Below are 18,221 nucleotides of genomic sequence, written 5' to 3'. Positions count from 1 at the left end.
CGCCCACATGCCCGATGAGCGCCCGACCGCTCGCTGGCGACGCCTCGGCCTGCGTCTGGTCCTGCCCGTCCTGTTCCCGGTCGTCGCCGCGGCGGCCTCCGCGGCTGCCGCCGTGGCGCACGGCACGGCCCGCCTGCTCTGGATCGTCCTGTCCGTCTCCGGCACCGCCGCCACCGCGGTCGTCGCGGTCCGCCGCGACCGGCAGACGGCCGCCGCGGAGAGCGCGGCGGCCGCCGCCGAGGCGCACCTCGCGACGGGGCTCAACGAGGCCGGCGCGCCGCTGCTCGCCGCGCTCGGCAACCTCACCACGGCCCCGACCCAGGCGGCGCGCACCGCCGCGCTCGACGTGCTCGTCCACCGTGCCGTCGACATCGCACACCATCACTGCGGCCGGCGCCGCCGCACGCCGCACGCGGCCCGCCGGGCGGTCTTCTACGCGCTGCAGGGCGACGACCGGCTGGAGCGCCGCGCCTACGCCGGGCGCCAGTCCAACGCTCCCAGGCGCGGTTTCCGGCTCGGCGCGACCGCCCACGACACCGAGGCGGTCCGCCTCGCGCTGAGCGAGGAGGTGCTCGTGGTCGACGACCTGCACGCGGCACCGCCGCCACACTTCGCCGACGCGAAGGGCCGGAGCTACCGGTCGTTCATCGCGGTCCCGGTGCGGGCCGGGGACACTCCGTTCGGGCTGCTGGTGCTGGACACCGACCAACCCGGTGCGCTGACCAACGCCGACAAGGGCCATCTGATCCTGCTCGCCGGCGTGCTCGCCGCGGGGCTGTCGCACGCCGCCGCCCAGGCGAAGCAGGCCGCCCCGCGCGCCCGTCCCACGAACGGCCGGCGTGCCGGCGTCCCGACCTGACCGCCCGCGCGTTCATCGGCGCGGCGGCCCGGCGTCCGCGAGGCGGGTCAGGGCCGCCGCCGCGACCCGGTAGATGTCAACCTGGTCAAACCGTCGGCAGATCCGCACCAGCCGCTGAAACCGGTCCGTCGCGGTCGCCGCGGCCACCTCCTCCAGCGCCGCCGTGACCATGGCGGACGCCTCCGCCAGTCCGGCATGAACGACCAGCGCCGCCACCCGATCCCCCTCGCCCTCTCCCCTCACCCTTTCACCATACCGCCCTATGCCCACACCCCCCTCCCCCCTCCCCTCCCCCCTCCGCGTCGATCTTGCAGTCGTGGTGCCCGGACGCGCCCAGGATGTCCAGCTTTGTGGGGGGCCACAACTGCATGATCAACGCGGCAGGAAGGACGGGCGGGCCGGCCCGCGGATATGGGCTGGTCGCGGTGCGGTGGTACTGCTGTAATCGGGCGATGGCGCGCATCGGCTGGTCCGATCTTCCGGAGCCGGTCCGGCGGGCGGTCGTGGACATCCTCGGCAGCCCGGTCGTGTCGGCGGAGTCGCAGCCGGGCGGGTTCTCGCCCGGGACCGCCGCCCGGGTGGTGACGGCGGCCGGGACCCGGGCGTTCGTGAAGGCGGTCGGTGCCGGGCTCAACGAGTCGACCCCTTCGATGCACCGCTCCGAGGCCCGGGTGACCGCGGCGCTGCCGGGCTCGGCGCCGACGCCGCGGCTGCTGGGCTTCCACGACGACGGAGACTGGGTGGCGCTCGTCTTCGAGGACGTCGAGGGGCGGCCGCCGCACGTACCGTGGCTGCCGGAGGAGCTTGACGCGGTGCTCGACGCGCTGCGGCGGCTCGCGGTGCCGGTCACCGGGCTGCCGTCGTCGCGCGACAAGCTCGGCGCGGACTTCGCCGGCTGGCGGCGCGTCGCGGCCGATCCGCCGGACGGGCTCGACCCGTGGGTGGCGCGGCACCTCGACGAGCTGGTGGCGTGGGGCGACCGCGGCGTCGCGGCGCTGGGCGGCGACCGGCTGGTGCACGGCGACCTCCGCGCCGACAACCTGCTGATCCGCGCGGACGGCTCGGTGGTGGTCGTCGACTGGCCGTTCGGGGCGGCCGGCCCGGCGTGGTTCGACACGCTGTCGCTGATCCTCAACGTCCGCCTGTTCGGCGGCGCGCTCACCGACGACGTCCTGGACCACTTCGAGCCCGACCCAGACGACGTCACCGGCTGCGTGGCCGGCCTGACGGCGTTCTTCACGGACAAGGCCCGGCTGCCCGCGCCCCGCGGCCTGCCCACGCTGCGCGACTTCCAGCGTGACCAGGCGGCGGTCATGCTGGCCTGGTTGCGGCAGCGGCTCACGGGACGCTGACGGCCGCGCCACCGGGCGCCCGATCCCGGAATTGTGCCGGCGCCGCGGGCGGTCCGGCGGGCAGGATGCGGGCGTGGCGCACCTGGCGCACCCGAAGATCCCGACCGCGCGGCAGCTCGGCGGCGCCCTCGCCGGGGCACCTGGGTGGCGACCGAGAAGGTGCACGGCGCGCAGGTCGTCGTCGCCCGCGACAGCTCCGGGCTGCGCGATGACGAGCCGTTGTTCGGCTGGCGGCTCTTGCGCGGGCCGTTCGAGCGCGCCGCCCGCGGCCCTGTGGTGCGGCTCTACGGCGAGAGCCGCCCCCCGGGACCCCGGCGCGGCGGACCTGGCACGCCTCGCCGCCGGCCGATGAACGCCCGGTCGAAGGCCGAGCGGACCACCGGTCGAGGGACCGACACCGGCAAAGAGCGTTGGCCGTCGTACCGCGGGAGGGCTGATCCCACGGACAGCGGCCAACGCTCATGTCGGCGCGCGGAGGCAGGCGGCGCCTCCGCGGACCTCGAGGTCCGCGGTCAGCAGCTCGACGCGAAGCCGATCAGGGCCACCGAGTTGCAGGACACGTTGATCGGCACCTGCACCGTGGTCGAGGACTGGTTGCCATTGAGGAAACCGGCGTTGTAGCCCGTCGTCCAGTTGCCGTTGCCGCTGTTGTACGCGTAGGCGCCGCCACCGTTGGCGCTGGCGTTGGCGTTGGCGTTGTTCCGGTACTTCTTGTGCTTCTTCTTGTTGCTCGAGTCAGCGTTGCCGTAGCCGTTGCCGTTACCGGCGCCGCTGGAGTTGCCGCCGTTGCCGGAGTAGGCGTACGCCCCGCCGTCGCAGTTGGCGCTGGCGAAGCCGATGATCGCCAGGGAGTTGCCGCAGATGTTCACCGGCGCCTGGACCGTGGTCGAGGACTGGTTGCCGTTGAGGAAACCGACGTTGGGACCGCTGTCCCAGTCCGCGTGCGCCGCGGTACCGGTGAGCGCGAGGCCACCCATGGCCAGCGCGGCGACCTGCACCGACCGGATGAGCCAGCGTTTCATGATGACGACCTTTCGACGAGTGATCGACGGGGAACGTCCGTCGCGACCTCCACCTAACCCGAAATGCGAGTCCAAGACGGATATTTCGCGAAATTTCGTCACTCAATGCACTCGTGCGGTGACCTAACGTGGCCAACCCCGGTGTCGAAGCGGAGACAGCGCGGCGGGCGGGGTCATCGCATACTCACCGCCATGCACCGCACCTCCGCGCGCGCCGCCGACTCGCTCCGGCGACACCACCAGCGCCGGGCCGCCACGCTTTCCGTGCGCGCCGGCGCACTGCTCATGCTCGGGACCCCGGCGCTGGTCGCCTGCTCGCCTCCCGGGGAACCGCTGCTGGCGGTGGGCCGCACCGAGGCCGGGCGGCCGGTGGCGCACGTGCGCCTGTGCGCACCCGACCGCGACGCCTCGATCGCCCTCTACGGCGCGGCCGAGGGCGACACCGTCGCCGACGAGGTGTGGCGCGTCGACAACGAGACCGACGACGCCCGGTCACGGGTGATCGAGCTGGGTGTCGTGCCGGCGGGCTGGGCGGCCCGCGAACCCGGTCCGCTGTCGCTGCGCGCGGACCTGGTCTACCGGCTCGCGGGCTCCACCGATCCGCGGGCCGCGTCGGTCCGCTTCACGCTCGACGACGTCGCCCGGCTCGGCGCCGACGAGGTACGCACCGTGCGCGAGCGCCGGTCGGACGTGGTCACCATGTCCCGCACGGCGTACGAGCACCGGGCCGACAAGGCCTGCTGACCGGTCATCTTCGCCGGGCGCGGCGCCTCAGGAGGTACCACAGCAGCAGCACCAGGACGAGGACCGCCGCCACGACGATCGCCGCGACCCGGTAGCGGCCGACGACGGCGTGGACGCGCTCGATGTTCCCGCCGACCTCGGCGCCCACGGTGACCCACACAGCGGTCCACACCACACCACCGGCAGCGTCGCGGACGGCGTACTGCGGCCAGGACATCGCGACGGTGCCGGCGATGATGCCGTTGGTCTGACGCAGCCCGTCGATGAACCGGGCGATCACCACGACGTTGCGGCCCCGTCGGGTGATCAGTTCCTCGGCACGCGCGAACCGCGACTCGGTCAGGCCGATCCGGCGACCCCAGCGCAGGACCGCAGGACGACCGGCGCGGCGCCCGACAAGATAGCCCAGGTTGTCCCCCGCCACCGCGGCCAGGAACGTCACGACGGCGACCACCGGGAGGCTCAGCGAACCATGTGCGGCCAATCCCGCGGCCACGACGATCGCCGTGACGGCCGGGGTGGGGACGCCGACACCCTCCAGCAGGACAATGAGCGCGAGTGCCGGGTAGCCGTACCGGTGCAACCACTCCACGGGACACCGATCATGCCACGGGTACGCTGGGAGGACGATGACCAGTTGGTATGAGTCACACATCGACCGGCAGATCCGCGAGGCGCAGGAGCGGGGCCAGTTCGACAACCTGCCCGGGTCCGGCAAGCCGCTGCCCGACCACGGCGAGCTCTACGACGAGGACTGGTGGATCAAGGACCTCGCCCGGCGGGAGGAGCTGGCCGGCGGCATCCCGCCGACGCTGCGCCTGCGGCGCGACGTGGAAGACTTCCCGGAGACGGTCCGCAAGCTCCGGACCGAGGAGCACGTCGCCGCGGCGGTGCGTGAGCTCAACGAGCGCATCGAGCGCGCGAGGCGCGGCCTCCTCGACGGCCCACCGACGATCCTGCCGCCCCTGGACGTCGAGGCGATCCTGCGCGAGTGGCGGGCCTGACCCGCCCCCACCACGTCGACTGCGCTCGTGTGCGACCGCGTCGGGCAGGAGACGACCGGCGCTGCGGACGGCGCCGCTCGTGCTCGACATCGCCCGGCGCGCCGATCCGTCCGAGGGGGACCCGGCACTCACCACCAAGCCCGACCTGCTCGGCGGCGCGTTCTACGCCGAGGCCGCGGCCGGCCTGATAGCGTGGCCGCACCAGGACGACGGCGGCATCCACGCCGTCAACGTGCGCAGCCGGGGCTTCCTGCCGTTCCTGTCCGACGACGCGGTCATCGAGGTCACCTGCCGGGTCGGCGCCGTCTCCGCATACGAGGAACTCGTCATCGAGGCCGCGCTGCACGGCGACCGGGACCGCGGCCACCGGGCGCTGCTCGCGCACCCGCTCGTCGGCCAGCACGACGGCGGGGACACGCTGACCGGCGAGCCGCTCACCGCCGACCGCGACCACCTCGGGTGGCTGTCGTGACGGTTCTTCGCCTGGGTCAACTCCCCGCCGCCACCCCGCGTCGCCACCGAGGCGCCGGCGGCCGCCGCGAACCCGAGCACGGCTCTGCGGGCGTCCGCGTCGTGCCGTTCGACGCCCGCCACCACAAGCGGGCCGGACCGACCGCCGCACCAAGGTCGGCTCCCCGCCCCTCTCGCGCGCCGCCCCACTCCTGCGCCGCCGCCCCCTCGCACCGCCGCCCCACCCCTGCACCGCCGCCCCCTCCCGCCGCCGCCCCACCCCTGCACCGCCGCCCCCTCCCGCCGCCGCCCCACCCCTGCACCGCCGCCCCCTCCCGCCGCCGCCCTTCCCCCGCCGCCCCTCCCGCGCCGATCTTGCAGTTGTGGTTCCGGCATGTCCGGATATGGCAGGCGAAGCGGGCACCATAACTGCAAGATCGGCGCAGGAGCGGCGGCGCAGGAGTGGGACGGCGCACGAGGGGGCGGCGCAGGAGTGGGCGGCGCAGGAGGGGCGACGCAGGGGACGGCGGCGCACGAGGGGTAGCGGCGCAAGGGGAGGCGGTGGCACACGAGGAGGGCGGTGCTGGGGGCGGGTGTGAGGCCACTCTCAGAACTGGCCGATCGGTCAGCTTCTGACCGATCGGTCAGATACGATGAGCGGCGGAGGTGTTCCTGGTGGCCCGAAGCAACACGCGCGACGAGATCCTGGCCGCGGCCGCGCGCCAGTTCGCCGCCGCCGGGTTCAAGGGCACCTCGCTGCACGACATCGCGGTCGAGGTCGGCTGCTCCAAGGCCGCGCTCCTGTACCACTTCGACAGCAAGGAAGCGATCCTCACCGAGCTGTGCGCGCCGGCCATCGCCGAGCTGGCCGAGCTCGACACGCGCCTCACCGCCCTGGGCCCCGAGTCCGCGCGGGTGGCGGCGATCGAGGGATTCGTCGATCTCGTGATGCGGTACCGCAAGGAGATCCAGGTCATCTACGGCGACCTGCCGGCTTTGCTCGAGCAGCCGGCTTTTCAGCACGTACAACTCATGACGCAACGGCTGCAGGAATGCCTCGCCGGGTCGTCCGCCACCCTCACCACGCAGGTCGCGGCCAAGATTGTGCTGGCCGGGGTCTCGGCCACCGCGTTCGCCTGCACCGACCACTCCGACGAAGACCTCCGGCCGGCTCTCATCGAGGCGGCCGGCAGGATCCTCGCACCTCTCGAATGACACCGACAAGGACGCGACATGGCTACAGTGCTCTACCGGCTCGGCCGGGCCTCGTTCCGGCACCGCTGGCTCGTGCTCATCGTGTGGATCGTCGTGCTGGGCGGACTCGGCGGCGCGGCGGCCGCGTTCATCGGCCCGACGTCGAGCAACTTCACCATGCCCGGCACCGAGTCGCAGCGGGCGATCGACGCGCTGAAGCAGCAGTTCCCGGAGGCGAGCGGGGCGACCGGCACGATCGTCGTCGCCGCGCCGGAGGGCCAGAAACTGGCGACGTCCAAGGCCGTGGTGGACGGCCTCGTCCTGGAGGCCTCGAAGATCCCGGGCGTGGTCGGCGCGCTGCCGCCGTTCGAGACCGGGGCCGTGTCCCAGGACGGGCGGTATGCACTGATCCAGGTGCAGTTCGTCGAGCGTACGGACAAGGTGACGGACGAGCAGCGCAGCGCGTACGAGCACACCGGCGCCACGGCGAAACAGGCCGGACTGCGGGTCGAGCACGGCGGCGAGGTGATGAACAGCGAGCCCGAGGTCGGCGGCCGGGAGGGCATCGGTGTCGCCATCGCGCTCATCGTGCTGCTCGTGACGTTCGGCTCGCTGGTCGCGGCCGGCATGACGATGCTCAACGCGCTGCTCGGCGTCGGCGCCGGGATGGCCGGCCTGTACGCGCTGTCCAGCACCGTCGAGCTCACCAGTACCGCGCCGGTTCTCGCGCTGATGCTGGGCCTCGCGGTCGGCATCGACTACTCGCTCTTCATCACCTCGCGGTACCGCCAGCACCTCCTGGAGGATCTCGCCCCCGAGGAGGCGGCCGGCCGTGCCGTCGGCACCGCCGGCTCCGCGGTCGTCTTCGCCGGCGCCACGGTGGTCATCGCGCTCGCCGGCCTGGCGGTCGTGAACATCCCGTTCCTGACCGTCATGGGCCTCGCCGCCGCGGGAACCGTCGCGGTGGCGGTACTGGTGGCGATCACCCTCCAGCCGGCCCTGCTCGCGTTCGCCGGGCGCCGCATCCTGTCCCGCCGGCAGCGCAGACTCGTCGCCGGCGACCTCGGCCATCACACGCGCAACTTCGGGTTCCGGTGGGCGCGCGGCGTGATCCGGCTCCGCATCCCGGTGATCCTCGTCGGCGTCCTGGGCCTCGGCGCCCTGGCGATTCCCGCGGCGGACATGCGCATCGCCCTGCCGGGCGCCAGCGCCGGGCCGGTCGACAGTCCCGCCCGCAAGGCCGCGGACCTCATCGAGCAGGGCTTCGGCCCGGGCTTCAACGGCCGCCTCGCGCTCGTCGTGTCGACCGGCTCGCCCGAGACGACCCAGGCCAAGGCGCAGGAGGTCATGGGTGCGCTGCAGGGCACCGACAACCTGCTGGCGGTCACCCCGCCGAACTTCAGCCGCGACGGCAAGACCGGCCTGCTCGCCATCATCCCGAAGACCGGCCCGACCGACACCGCGACCGAGGACCTGGTCCACGACGTCCGCACGAAGGTCAAGGCCGTCCAGGGCGCCGATGTCGCACTGACCGGCCAGACCGCCGTCGGGATCGACGTGTCGGAGAAACTGTCCGACGCGATGCCGGTGTACCTCCTGCTGGTCGTCGGGCTGTCGGTGCTGCTGCTGATGCTCGTGTTCCGGTCGATCCTCGTACCGCTGAAGGCCGCGGTCGGGTTCCTGCTCACGGTCGGCGCGACGTTCGGCATCACGGTGCTGGTCTTCCAGGAGGGCCACCTGGCGTCGCTGGTCGGGCTGGACACACCCGGGCCGCTGGTGAGCTTCCTGCCGATCCTGCTCATCGGCATCCTGTTCGGCCTGGCGATGGACTACGAGGTGTTCCTCGTGTCGCGGATGCGGGAGGACTACGTTCACGGGGCGTCGCCGCAGGAGGCCACGGTGAGCGGCATGGGCCACGGCGCGCGGGTGGTGACAGCGGCCGCGGTCATCATGGCGTCGGTCTTCGGCGGCTTCATCCTGGTCGAGGATCCAATCATCAAGTCGATGGGCTTCGCCCTGGCGATCGGCGTGGCGATCGACGCATTCTTGGTGCGGATGACCATCGTGCCGGCGGTCGTCTCCTTGCTGGGCCGTGCGGCATGGTGGCTGCCGAGGTGGCTGAACGCGATCCTGCCGAACGTCGACATCGAGGGCGAGAAGCTCCGCCACCACCTCTCGACGTCCACCGAACGCGAGCCCGTGCGCGTCTGACCCGTACATCGGTTACAAGGCCCTGGTGAGGCCCGCCCTCACCAGGGCCGTACCGTGTTGTTCGGCCGCCCCGCTCCTCTCCTTCGGCTCGTGTTCGCACCGCTTCCCTCCGACATCCGCGCAACCCGCACGTCCGTACTTCCGCGCTCTCGCGTGTTCGCGCTCTCGCGTGTTCGCGCTCTCGCGTGTTCGCGCTCTCGCGTGTTCGCGCTGCCGTAACTCGTGCGTCCACGCTTCCGTGCTTCCGTATGTCCGCGCAATCCGTGCTTCCGAATCCGCGCAATCCGGGCTTCCGGGCTTCGCGCCGGAAATTGTCATACCTGGTGGGTAGGTTGGGTGCGTGGATGGGACGGGGATCGACTGGGACGCCCGGTTCGCGGCGAACATGGCGGCCTGGCACGCCCGGCGCGCGGCCCGGCAGGCGATGCGGGCGGAGTTCGCCGAGGCTCGCCGGCACGGCCTCCACGCCCGTCACGCGGCGAAGCTCGCCCGCCTGGACACCCTCGCCCGCGAGCGCGACCTCCACGGTCCACAGCTTAGCGGCGTCGGGCTCGGCCCAGACGCCCAGCGCGCCACGGCCGGCGGCCCCGCCCAACGCGCCGCGACGACCAGCGACTCTGCCCGACACGCCGCGACGACCAGCGACTCTGCCGAGAGTGTCGCGACGGCTGGCCGCTCGGCCCGACGTGCCGCGACGACCGGCGAGGCGGCCCGACCCATCGCGACCGCAGGAAGCCCGACTCGACGTCTTGCCGCAGCCAGTCAGTCGGCCCGGCCCATCGCGACCGCAGGGAGCCAGACCCGACGTGTTACGGCGGCCGGTAGCGGGTCCGCCACACCGCCGAGCACGACCACCTTGACCCGGCCCGCCACGACGGCCGGTAGGTCGTCGGCCCAGCCCGCCACGACGGCCGGTAGCCCGACCCAGCCCGCCACGACGGCGGGTGGCCCGCGGCCTGACGACAGCGACCTGCACGGCCCTGGCACGGCGGCTCGATCTCGGCAATCTACGAGTCTCACCAGCTCATCTGCTGGCGGCGAGCGGAGCTGCGCACCGCAGGAGCCTCTGGTGGACGACACCCCGGCTCGTGTCTCTTCGCATCGGCGGAGTTGTCAGGTGCCCCTGATTCGTCACCGGACTCCGCGGCGGACGGTGGGCGGGCGACAGGGTCGGCGAAGCACCGGGACAGCGTCCGCCGCCAGTGGCTGCGCTGTGCTCCCCGGTCGACCTGCGTTACCGGCACACGTGCGCCGAAGACCCGGATCCGGGCGGGGAACCGCCCCTGTTCACCGGCGACCGGAGCCGGGTCGCGATGGTTCTGTTCACCTGGAGCGCGTGGCGTCGGATCCCACCGGATGACGTCCGGAGCCGACGTCCAGCTCACCCTCGTGATGACGCCGGCTCGCTCGGACGTGCATGCTCTCGACCAGGCGCAGAGGTGTTGTCGCGCTTGATCGCGGTCCGTCAGTCGGCGACACGGCCGTGGAGGGACGGTGCCGGTTCGAGCTGCCGAGTGCCAGGAGAATGGAACGTCCGATGTGGAGGTTCGGGTAGGCCGAAGCAGTACGAGCACGCGGAATCGGCGGAACCGCGCCGCGAGACCATCCGGCCGGGCGTACTGCGCCGCGCCGCCGGGAGCCCGGTGCCGAGTCGCGGGCCAGGCGGAGCCCAGGTCCGAGCAACACCCGAGGAACACCCGGGGCAGACCGTGCGCCGCCTCATGGAGCCGAGCGGGCCTGGCCACGCCGAACCGAGCCGCGGCCGGGCCGCACCCTGGACCAGCCGCACTCTGGACCAGCCGCGCCTGGAACTGGCCGCGCCTGGAACTGGCCGCAGCCGGCCGCCGTGCTCTGGGTCAGGTCGCATTCTCGGCCCAGTAGCAGGTGAGCCGGGACGCGCCCAGGGCCGGGACGCGCCCGGGGCTGACACACGCGGGCCCGGACCGGACGCCCGGCCGGAACGCGCCCAAGGCCGGGGCACGCCCCAGGGCCGGGACGTACCCGGCGCTGAGACACGTGCGGGCCCGGACCGGACGCCCGGCCGGGACGCGCCCCAGGGCCGGGACACGTGCGGGGCCCGGAACGGACGCCCGGCCAGGACGAGCCAGGGCCGGGACAGGTGCGGGGCTGAGACGCGCCAGGCAACGCCGCGTCGGGGCTGGGACGCCGGTGGAGGAGTTGGGGGCGGGATCCCGTCGGCCGGCGGGGGCGACTCGTGGTCGAGGAACGTTGAACGACGATATCGCTCACCAGGTCGAAACCGGCGCTACGTGGTGCGGATTTCGTCCAGATCTGTGCTCGACCGCAGGAACAGTAGGCCTATCGCCACCGTCAGCAGCACCGCGGCCAGAGCCAGGCCGCCGTCCCGGGCCAGATCGTCCCACGGGATCGGGATCGGGAGGTGCACCTCCGGCGTGCGCGTCGACGTCCACAACGACTCGTCCATCGGATTCGCGGCGCACTGGGTCTCGGTGCCCGTGCACCTCGAACTCTCAAAGCCTCCATACGATACCTCCGACCTCAAACCGTGCACCACACCCACACCGATCGCCAACGCCGCCAGGATCGCCGGGACTGCTGGGACCACCGCCTGCCAGAGGATGGATCGGGCCAGGACCGACCGTGGCACACCCGTCGCCACCAGCGAGGCGTAGGCCCGCCGCCGGCTGACGATGCTGTCGCCCATCGCCACCAGCATGCCCAAGCTTGTCAGGACGATGCCGGCGAGGACCGCCACGTCCACCAGGTCCATCGTGCGCAGGTAGAACGGATCGACGGACGGCGGCATGCCGGGGTTGGTCAGTTCCTGGTACCGCCGCTGGGCCAGGCCGTCGGTCTCGAACCACGCGCGGAACCAGGCCGTGCCGGCGGCGAACAGCACGCAGATGAGCAGGACCGCCAGGGTGCGGGAGCCGTTCCACGGGTCGGCCGTCAACCGGCGGGCGGCCAGCAGCGTCGCGGGGCGGCGGGCGAAGCGGTGCAGGACGCGCCCGGCGGTGTACGACACCCAGGCCGTGCCGAGCACGATGCCGAGCCCGGTGAGGGCCGCCCCGGCGTACATCAGGATCGGATACGTCGACGTGATCCACTTCGCCTTGTCCTGGTCCGCCAGCCGCATGAACGGGCCGACCACGGCGAGGCAGGCGACGCCGAGCATGATGACCAGCCCGGCCCAGAGTGCCGGCGGCCGCTCGCGGCGGGCCTTGCGGACCACCCCCAGCGGGCTGATGAGCACCCGGCGCATGGCGATGGCGGCCGCGACCGCGGCGACGACCGGGATCGCGAGCGCGCCGGCGACCATCTGCCAGGCCGGCGGGAAGATGTCGGTGGGCAACGGCAGCCTGCCGGTGGCGTCGGGCCGGTGCAGCAGGGCGTGGCCGACGAGGTACCCGGCGAGACCGGCGAGCGAGCCGAGGAGACCCGCGACGGCCGTCTCCGCCGAGGCCACGGTGACCGCCTGACGCGGTGTGGCACCCGCGAGGCGGATCGCGGCGAGCCGCCGGTCGCGGGCCGGCGCACCCAGGCGGACGCACTGGCCGGCGAGCGCGAAGACCGGGATGGTGACGAGCATCAGCGTCGTGACGACGCCGGAGCGCAGGCCGGGCTCGCGGAGGACCGCGTTGCTGTACTGCTCGGCGAGGACGCCGGCGGGCACGCGCCGGCCGATCGCGAGGACGTTGAGCGCCGCGAGGACGGCCAGTGCGCCGAAGGCGGAGCTGAGCGCGGTGAGCGACACCCGGACGCCGTCGACGCGGGTGCCGGCCAGGCCGAGGCGCAGCAGGGTCAGCGGGCTCACCGGCCGTGCCTGCCGGTGGGCACGGCGATGCCGAGTCCGCTGTCGTCGAGCGCGCCGTCACGCAGGACGAGCTCCCGGTCCGCGTGGCCGGCGACGCGCGCCTCGTGCGTGACCAGCACCACGGCGGTGCGGTGCTCGTGGGCGACCCGGACGAGCTGGCCGAGGACCTGCTCGCCGGCGAGCGTGTCGAGCGCGCCGGTCGGCTCGTCGGCGAACACGATCCGCGGCTCGGTGACGAGCGCGCGGGCCATCGCGACCCGCTGCTGCTGGCCGCCGGACATCTGCCCGGGGCGCTGGTCGGCGACGTCGGCGACGCCGGCCCGGTCGAGCCAGGCCAGCGCCGCCGTGCGCGCTGCTCGCCGCCCCGTGCCGGCGAGCAGCAGCGGGAGCGCGACGTTCTCCGCCGCGGTCAGTTCGGCCACGAGCTGACCGAACTGGAACAGGACGCCGAACTCGGTGCGTCGCAGCCGTGAGCGGGCCGCCTCGGACATGAGGTCGACGCGCTGGTCACGGTACGTCACCTCGCCCGCGTCGGGCCGGATGATGCCGGCGAGGCAGTGCAGCAGCGTCGACTTGCCGCAGCCGCTGGGCCCGGTGACGGCGAGGATCTCGCCCTCCGCGACGTCGAGCGTGACACCGCGGACGGCGGGGGTCGGCCCGTACGAACGGACCACCCCACGCGCGGAGAGGATCATGACGGTTCCTCCGGTTGCTGACGGGCGACGCGCTCGATCGTGGCGGCGAGCCAGGTGAGATCGGCGTCGAGGTGGGCGATGGCGTAGTCGGCCGCGATGACGTCGCCGATGGTGGCGCCGGGTTCGGCCTTGGTACGGGTGAGCCCGCGCAGCCGCGCGGCATGCGCCTTGCGCTGTGCGGCGAGGTATGCCAGCGCCTGCTCCGGCCCGGCGGCCAGCAGCGCGACGACGACCTTGGCCAGCAGTGTGCTCGCGACGTGCGGCGCCGGCTCCTCGACGGTCCCCAGCCATTCGGTGAGCCGGACGTGCCCGTCGTCGGTCAGCGCATACACGGTGCGGTCGGGGCCACCGTCGCGCTCGTGGCCCGACCGGACGACGAGGCCGTCCCGCTCCAGGCGGCCCAGCGTCGCGTACACCTGGCCGAAGCCCAGCGGCTTGGCGCGCGGCAGGGTGCGGTCATAGGCGCGTTTCAGGTCGTATCCGTGCCGGGGACCGGCCGCGAGCAGGCCGAGCAGCACGAGCGGTGCGAACACGAGGACCACTATTCATCGAATGCATAGTGGCCGTCAAGCCGCCGCCCTGTGGACAGAAATAGTTAACAAACGTAATAATGGCGATCACCGTCCATGGAGGTCCGTCCATGGAACGCGTCGTCATCGCCGTCGGCGCCGCAGCCACGCTGGTCCCGGCGTTCTCGTGACCACCGACGCCTACGCCCGCGTTCCGGGGGCTCATGAGCTGGTCGATCAACTGGGGCCGGTACCACAACCGGGGAGTTCATGACCGCCCAGGAGCCCTTCCTGAACGGCGTGCCGTAACGGCGTGCCGTAGGTTCGAGAGTGTGAGCGCACTCGACATCGTCGGCACCTGGCCCGTGGAAACCGCAGCGGTTGTGGTCGTGGACGCGAAAGGCGTCCGCGACCGCACCGGGCCGGACGTGGCGTTGCCGTGGGCGTCGGTCACCAAGCTGCTGACCGCGTTGACGGTACTGGTGGCCGTCGACCGCGGCGACGTCACGCTGGACGAGCCGGCGGGCCCCGAGGGCGCCACCGTCCGGCATCTGCTGGCACACACCTCGGGGGTCGCCTTCGACGACGACTCGCGGATGGCGGCCCCCGGGCGCAAGCGGGTGTACTCCAACCGCGGCTTCGAGATGCTCGCCGACTTCGTGCTGACCCGCACCGGGGGCACGTTCGCCGAACTGATGACCGAGTCGGTGCTGCGCCCGCTCGGCATGGGCGGCACCCGGCTGGCGGGCTCCCCCGCGGCCGGCGCGATCGGCCCGGCCTCCGACCTCGCGCTGCTCGGCCAGGAACTGCTCGACCCCACCCTCGCGCCCGACCTGATGACGGAGGCCGCGACGGTACAGTTCCCGGGCGTCTCCGGCGTCCTGCCCGGCTTCGGCCGTCAGGATCCGAACGACTGGGGCCTCGGCTTCGAGATCCGCGACGGCAAGCAGCCCCACTGGACCGGCTCGCGCAACTCCCCGGCGACCTTCGGTCACTTCGGCCGCACCGGCACGTTCCTGTGGGTCGACCCGCGGGCGCGGCTCGCCGTCGGCTGCCTGACCGACCGCGACTTCGGCGACTGGGCCGCGGAGGCCTGGCCGGCCCTGTCCGACGCGGTGCTCGCGGAGCATCACGCAGGATAGGTCTCCGCGCGGCTCCGGCACCGGCCGGCGGGGTCACCGAGCCGGGACAGCAGCCGGGCGCGCGCCACCGTCGTCGGTCCGCGGCCCAGGCCGGCGCAGCGCGGTGCTCGTCACCTCGCCTGCGGCGCGATGTGGGCCGAGAGCCGGTCGAGGGCCCGGCGCAGGAGCGCGCCGAACGGTTCCGGCGGGTCGGCCCACAGCCACCGCTGCATCGCGACGCCGTACGCGGCGGCGACCGCGCCGCCGAGCACGTCGGGCACGAGGTCGTCGACGCACTCACCGGAGGAGACCTGAGCACCGGAGGAGACCTGAGCACCGGAGGAGAGCTGAACACCGGAGGAGAGCTGAACACCGGAGGAGACCTCACCACCGGAGGAGAGCTGAACGCCGGAGGAGACCTGAACACCGAGCCGCTCGCGGATCGCCGCGGCCAGCGCGGCCTGGGTCGCGGCCTGCGCGCGCAGGTACTCCCCCTGGATCGCCGGGGTGGTGACGACCAGCCGCAGGCCGGCGATCCACACGCGGTCCGGCACCTCCTCGGGGACGGTGCCCGCGCCGAACTCGGCGAGCACCGCCTCCGTGATCGCGGTCCACAGCGGCTCGTCGGCGGGCCGGGCGCGCAGGGCGTCGCCGACGCGCTCGGAGCGGTGGACGGCCAGCGCGCAGATCGCCTCGGCCTTGCTGCCGAAGTAGTTGTTGAACGTGCGCGGGGAGACGCCGACGTCGGCGGCGATGTCCTCGACGAGCACCCGGTCGAAGCCGCGCTCGACGGCGAGCCGCAGCGCGGCGAGCGCGAGCGCCTGCCGGGTGGCCCGCTTCTTGCGCTCGCGGAGGCCCATGCCACGAGAATACCAAATCTGCGCGACACGCAAATATTCGCGTGACGCACAAACTTGCCGTGGGTCTGACCACCTGGAAACCCTAAGGTGGTTCGCGGTACGGCCGATGGAGTGCGAAACGCGAGCAGGCTGGGGGTGGCGGGTGACCTGGCGCCGCGACCGGCTGTGGTTGACGTATCTCGCGCTGGGCGGCGCCGCGACCGTGTCCTACGCCGCCGGCGTGCTGCCCCGCCTGGCCTTCACCGTCGTCGGCGTCGGCTGCGTGACCGCCTGGGCGTGCGGGCCGCGGCTGCACGACGTGCGTCCCCGGCGGCCGTGGCGGCTGCTCACCGCCGCCGGGCTGTTCTTCCTCGCCGGGATCCTCCTCCGCGCGCTCCTGGTCGACCTGCCGGCGCCCCAGGCGCAGTTCGGCGACGCCTTCTCGGTCTGCGGATTCGGGTTCTTCATCGCCGGCCTGGTGTCGTTCCTCAACCGCTGGGGCATGGACCGGCACGCCCTGCTCGACGGCCTGATCGTCTGCATCAGCAGCGTGGTCGCGTCGCTGCTGCTGTTCGTCATGCCCGCCGCGACGATCCCGGACCGGCCACTGGTCGTCACGGCGCTCGCCGGGCTGTACCCGTTGCTGGACACCATCACCGTGCTGCTGGTGGCCAACCTGGCGTTCACCACCGCGGTCCGCCAGCCGGCCTTCGTGCTGCTCGGCGGCATGATGGTCCTGGTGTTCGCCGGCGACCTGGGCTACGCGATCATCGGGCGCAGCGGCGAGGTCAACGGCTCCCGCCTGATGGACCTGCCGTTCCTGCTCGCGTTCACGCTCGGCGGCGCCGCCGCGCTGCACCCGACGGCCAAGGGCCTGAGCCTGGCCACGCCGCTGCCGATCCAGGCGTGGTCGCTGCCGCGGATGCTGCTCATCGGGCCGGCGGTGGCCGTGCCGTTCCTGCTCACCGTGCTGCTCGCGCACGAGTCGACCGCGTCCCGGCTCATCCTGGGCCTCGGCGGCGCGGCGATCGTCGCGCTGCTGCTGGTGCGCGCCTCCGACGCGGTGCAGAGCCACGCGGCCGCACAGCGCCGCTTCGAGCACCAGGCGACCCACGACCCGCTGACCGGCCTGCCCAATCGGCGGCTGCTCGGCAGCATGATCGAGCGCCTGCTCGCCGAGCGGGCACCCGGCGACGTCTGGGTGTTCTACCTCGACCTCGACGGCTTCAAGCTCGTCAACGACTCGTGGGGGCACCCGGTCGGCGACCAGCTCATCATCGACGTCGGCGCCCGGTTGCGGGACGCGCTGCCCGGCACCGCGACCATCGCCCGGGTCGGCGGCGACGAGTTCGTCGTCGTCCGGCGCTGCACCGAGCCGGAGGCGATGGCCGACGCCCGGAAGATCATGGAGTGCGTCGAGCGCCCCCTGGTCGTCGTCGCCGCCGAGGGGGCGACCGCGGAGGTGGTCGTCGGCGCGTCGATGGGCATCGTCCGCGCCGACCGGCAGGAGCAGGCCGACGCGCTCATGCGCGACGCGGACACGGCGATGTACCGCGCGAAGGAGGAGGGCCGTAACCGCTGGAAGGTGTTCGACGCCTCCATGCGCGACGCCGTCCGCGAGCGCGTTGAGATCGAGGTCGCGCTCCGCGCGGCGGTCGCCCAGGAGCAGCTCAGCATCTCGTACCAGCCGATCGTCGAGCTGCCGGCCGGCCGGCCCGCCGGCGTCGAGGCGCTCGTGCGCTGGGAGCACCCGGTGCGCGGCTGGCTCGAGCCGAACGTGTTCATCGCCGTCGCCGAGGACTCCAACCTCATCTCGGCGCTGGGCTCCTGGGTGCTGCGGGAGTCGGTGCGGCAACTGGCCCGGTGGCGGGCCGACGGGGTGGTCGACGACAACTTCTGGATGTCGGTCAACGTGTCGCCGCGCCAGCTCGGCGACGCGGCGTTCGCCGAGCGGCTCGCGGCGGTGCTGCGGCAGGCCGGGGTGCCGGCCACCAACCTGGTCCTGGAGATCACCGAGTCGGTGATGGTCGAGGGCAGCGAGCTGACCGAACGGGTGCTCGTCGAGCTGCGCGCGCTCGGCGTGCGGATCTCCGTCGACGACTTCGGCACCGGCTTCTCGGCGCTGGGCTACCTGCGCCGCCATCCCGTCACCGGAGTGAAGATCGACCGCTCGTTCGTCAAGGGCCTCGGCACGAGCACCGAGGACGAGGAGATCGTCCGGGCCGTGGTGGCGATGAGCAGCGCGCTGCGCCTGTCGGTCGTCGCCGAGGGCGTCGAGACCGAGGCCCAGCGCGACGTGCTCGTCACCCTCGGGGTGCCGCTCGCGCAGGGCTGGCTGTGGGGCAAGGCCGTTCCGCCGGCCGAGTTCGCGGCGCGCTGGTCACTGGGCGGGGTGGGCGAACGGGTCGCCGCTCGGTCAGACTGA

The 18,221-nt window shown here is 73.1% G+C and carries 17 protein-coding genes; 9 read left to right on the top strand and 8 right to left on the bottom strand.

The features are described from left to right. Positions 1-7: 7 nt before the first annotated feature. On the top strand, positions 8-859 hold the full coding sequence (locus tag Drose_RS18225; protein WP_260729377.1) for a GAF domain-containing protein: 852 nt from the start codon (positions 8-10) through the stop codon (positions 857-859). Between the two features lie 12 nt (positions 860-871). Here the strand turns inward: Drose_RS18225 and Drose_RS18220 are convergent, their stop codons facing one another. Then, positions 872-1,102: a hypothetical protein gene (locus Drose_RS18220; RefSeq protein ID WP_260729376.1), complete on the bottom strand. Its 231-nt coding sequence runs from the start codon at positions 1,100-1,102 to the stop codon at positions 872-874. A gap of 209 nt (positions 1,103-1,311) precedes the next feature. On the opposite strand from Drose_RS18220, the gene Drose_RS18215 reads away from it, so the two are divergent. Further along, positions 1,312-2,211 carry a phosphotransferase gene (locus Drose_RS18215; RefSeq protein WP_260729375.1) on the top strand — a complete coding sequence of 300 codons (900 nt, stop codon included), beginning with the start codon at positions 1,312-1,314 and terminating at the stop codon, positions 2,209-2,211. Between the two features lie 512 nt (positions 2,212-2,723). On the opposite strand, the gene Drose_RS18210 is transcribed toward Drose_RS18215, so the two are convergent. Further along, positions 2,724-3,233: a chaplin family protein gene (locus Drose_RS18210; RefSeq protein ID WP_260729374.1), complete on the bottom strand. Its 510-nt coding sequence runs from the start codon at positions 3,231-3,233 to the stop codon at positions 2,724-2,726. A 192-nt stretch (positions 3,234-3,425) separates the two neighbouring features. Here Drose_RS18210 and Drose_RS18205 point away from each other — a divergent pair, with 192 nt between their 5' ends. Then, a complete protein-coding gene (locus Drose_RS18205; RefSeq protein ID WP_260729373.1) occupies positions 3,426-3,977 on the top strand; it encodes a hypothetical protein in 552 nt (183 codons plus the stop codon). 4 nt (positions 3,978-3,981) lie between these two features. On the opposite strand, the gene Drose_RS18200 is transcribed toward Drose_RS18205, so the two are convergent. Further along, complete coding sequence (locus tag Drose_RS18200; RefSeq protein ID WP_260729372.1) at positions 3,982-4,569, bottom strand: DedA family protein; 588 nt, start codon at positions 4,567-4,569, stop codon at positions 3,982-3,984. Between the two features lie 37 nt (positions 4,570-4,606). Here Drose_RS18200 and Drose_RS18195 point away from each other — a divergent pair, with 37 nt between their 5' ends. From Drose_RS18195 to Drose_RS18180, 4 genes are all read left to right on the top strand, one after another. Further along, positions 4,607-4,981 carry a DnaJ family domain-containing protein gene (locus tag Drose_RS18195; protein WP_260729371.1) on the top strand — a complete coding sequence of 125 codons (375 nt, stop codon included), beginning with the start codon at positions 4,607-4,609 and terminating at the stop codon, positions 4,979-4,981. A gap of 79 nt (positions 4,982-5,060) precedes the next feature. Further along, entirely contained in the window at positions 5,061-5,453 is a 393-nt protein-coding gene (locus tag Drose_RS18190; protein WP_260729370.1) for a Rossmann-fold NAD(P)-binding domain-containing protein, read from the top strand. A 653-nt stretch (positions 5,454-6,106) separates the two neighbouring features. Then, positions 6,107-6,646: a TetR/AcrR family transcriptional regulator gene (locus tag Drose_RS18185; protein WP_260729369.1), complete on the top strand. Its 540-nt coding sequence runs from the start codon at positions 6,107-6,109 to the stop codon at positions 6,644-6,646. Between the two features lie 18 nt (positions 6,647-6,664). After that, positions 6,665-8,836, top strand: a complete 2,172-nt coding sequence (locus tag Drose_RS18180) for an MMPL family transporter (RefSeq protein ID WP_260729368.1) — start codon at positions 6,665-6,667, stop codon at positions 8,834-8,836. 762 nt (positions 8,837-9,598) lie between these two features. Here the strand turns inward: Drose_RS18180 and Drose_RS18175 are convergent. The 4 genes from Drose_RS18175 to Drose_RS18160 all read right to left on the bottom strand — a co-directional run bounded on the left by Drose_RS18175 (position 9,599) and on the right by Drose_RS18160 (position 13,860). Then, positions 9,599-9,772: a hypothetical protein gene (locus tag Drose_RS18175; protein WP_260729367.1), complete on the bottom strand. Its 174-nt coding sequence runs from the start codon at positions 9,770-9,772 to the stop codon at positions 9,599-9,601. Positions 9,773-11,102: 1,330 nt separating this feature from the next. After that, a complete protein-coding gene (locus Drose_RS18170; protein ID WP_260729366.1) occupies positions 11,103-12,632 on the bottom strand; it encodes an FtsX-like permease family protein in 1,530 nt (509 codons plus the stop codon). After that, entirely contained in the window at positions 12,629-13,327 is a 699-nt protein-coding gene (locus Drose_RS18165) for an ABC transporter ATP-binding protein (protein WP_260729365.1), read from the bottom strand. Before Drose_RS18165 ends, Drose_RS18170 begins: the two co-directional genes overlap by 4 nt. Beyond that, a complete protein-coding gene (locus Drose_RS18160; protein ID WP_260729364.1) occupies positions 13,324-13,860 on the bottom strand; it encodes a PadR family transcriptional regulator in 537 nt (178 codons plus the stop codon). The genes Drose_RS18165 and Drose_RS18160 overlap by 4 nt, the downstream gene beginning before the upstream one ends. A gap of 308 nt (positions 13,861-14,168) precedes the next feature. Between Drose_RS18160 and Drose_RS18155 the strand changes: the two genes are divergently transcribed. Next, positions 14,169-14,978 (top strand): serine hydrolase domain-containing protein, encoded by an 810-nt coding sequence (locus Drose_RS18155; RefSeq protein WP_260729363.1) that lies wholly within the window; start codon positions 14,169-14,171, stop codon positions 14,976-14,978. A gap of 110 nt (positions 14,979-15,088) precedes the next feature. Here the strand turns inward: Drose_RS18155 and Drose_RS18150 are convergent, their stop codons facing one another. After that, a complete protein-coding gene (locus Drose_RS18150) occupies positions 15,089-15,817 on the bottom strand; it encodes a TetR/AcrR family transcriptional regulator (RefSeq protein WP_260729362.1) in 729 nt (242 codons plus the stop codon). A gap of 142 nt (positions 15,818-15,959) precedes the next feature. Here Drose_RS18150 and Drose_RS18145 point away from each other — a divergent pair, with 142 nt between their 5' ends. After that, positions 15,960-18,221: a putative bifunctional diguanylate cyclase/phosphodiesterase gene (locus Drose_RS18145; protein WP_260729361.1), complete on the top strand. Its 2,262-nt coding sequence runs from the start codon at positions 15,960-15,962 to the stop codon at positions 18,219-18,221.

Source organism: Dactylosporangium roseum (assembly GCF_025264685.1).
Taxonomy (GTDB): Bacteria; Actinomycetota; Actinomycetes; order Mycobacteriales; family Micromonosporaceae; genus Dactylosporangium; species Dactylosporangium roseum.
The sequence above is the reverse complement of the archived record's forward strand: the minus strand, read 5'-3'. Positions and strand labels throughout refer to the sequence as shown.

Coding starts and splice junctions, on each gene's coding strand:
- Drose_RS18225 (WP_260729377.1), top strand. CDS start 8: ATGCCCGATGAGCGCCCGACCGCTCGCTGGCGACGCCTCGGCCTGCGT.
- Drose_RS18215 (WP_260729375.1), top strand. CDS start 1,312: ATGGCGCGCATCGGCTGGTCCGATCTTCCGGAGCCGGTCCGGCGGGCG.
- Drose_RS18210 (WP_260729374.1), bottom strand. CDS start 3,233: ATGAAACGCTGGCTCATCCGGTCGGTGCAGGTCGCCGCGCTGGCCATG.
- Drose_RS18205 (WP_260729373.1), top strand. CDS start 3,426: ATGCACCGCACCTCCGCGCGCGCCGCCGACTCGCTCCGGCGACACCAC.
- Drose_RS18195 (WP_260729371.1), top strand. CDS start 4,607: ATGACCAGTTGGTATGAGTCACACATCGACCGGCAGATCCGCGAGGCG.
- Drose_RS18180 (WP_260729368.1), top strand. CDS start 6,665: ATGGCTACAGTGCTCTACCGGCTCGGCCGGGCCTCGTTCCGGCACCGC.
- Drose_RS18165 (WP_260729365.1), bottom strand. CDS start 13,327: ATGATCCTCTCCGCGCGTGGGGTGGTCCGTTCGTACGGGCCGACCCCC.
- Drose_RS18150 (WP_260729362.1), bottom strand. CDS start 15,817: ATGGGCCTCCGCGAGCGCAAGAAGCGGGCCACCCGGCAGGCGCTCGCG.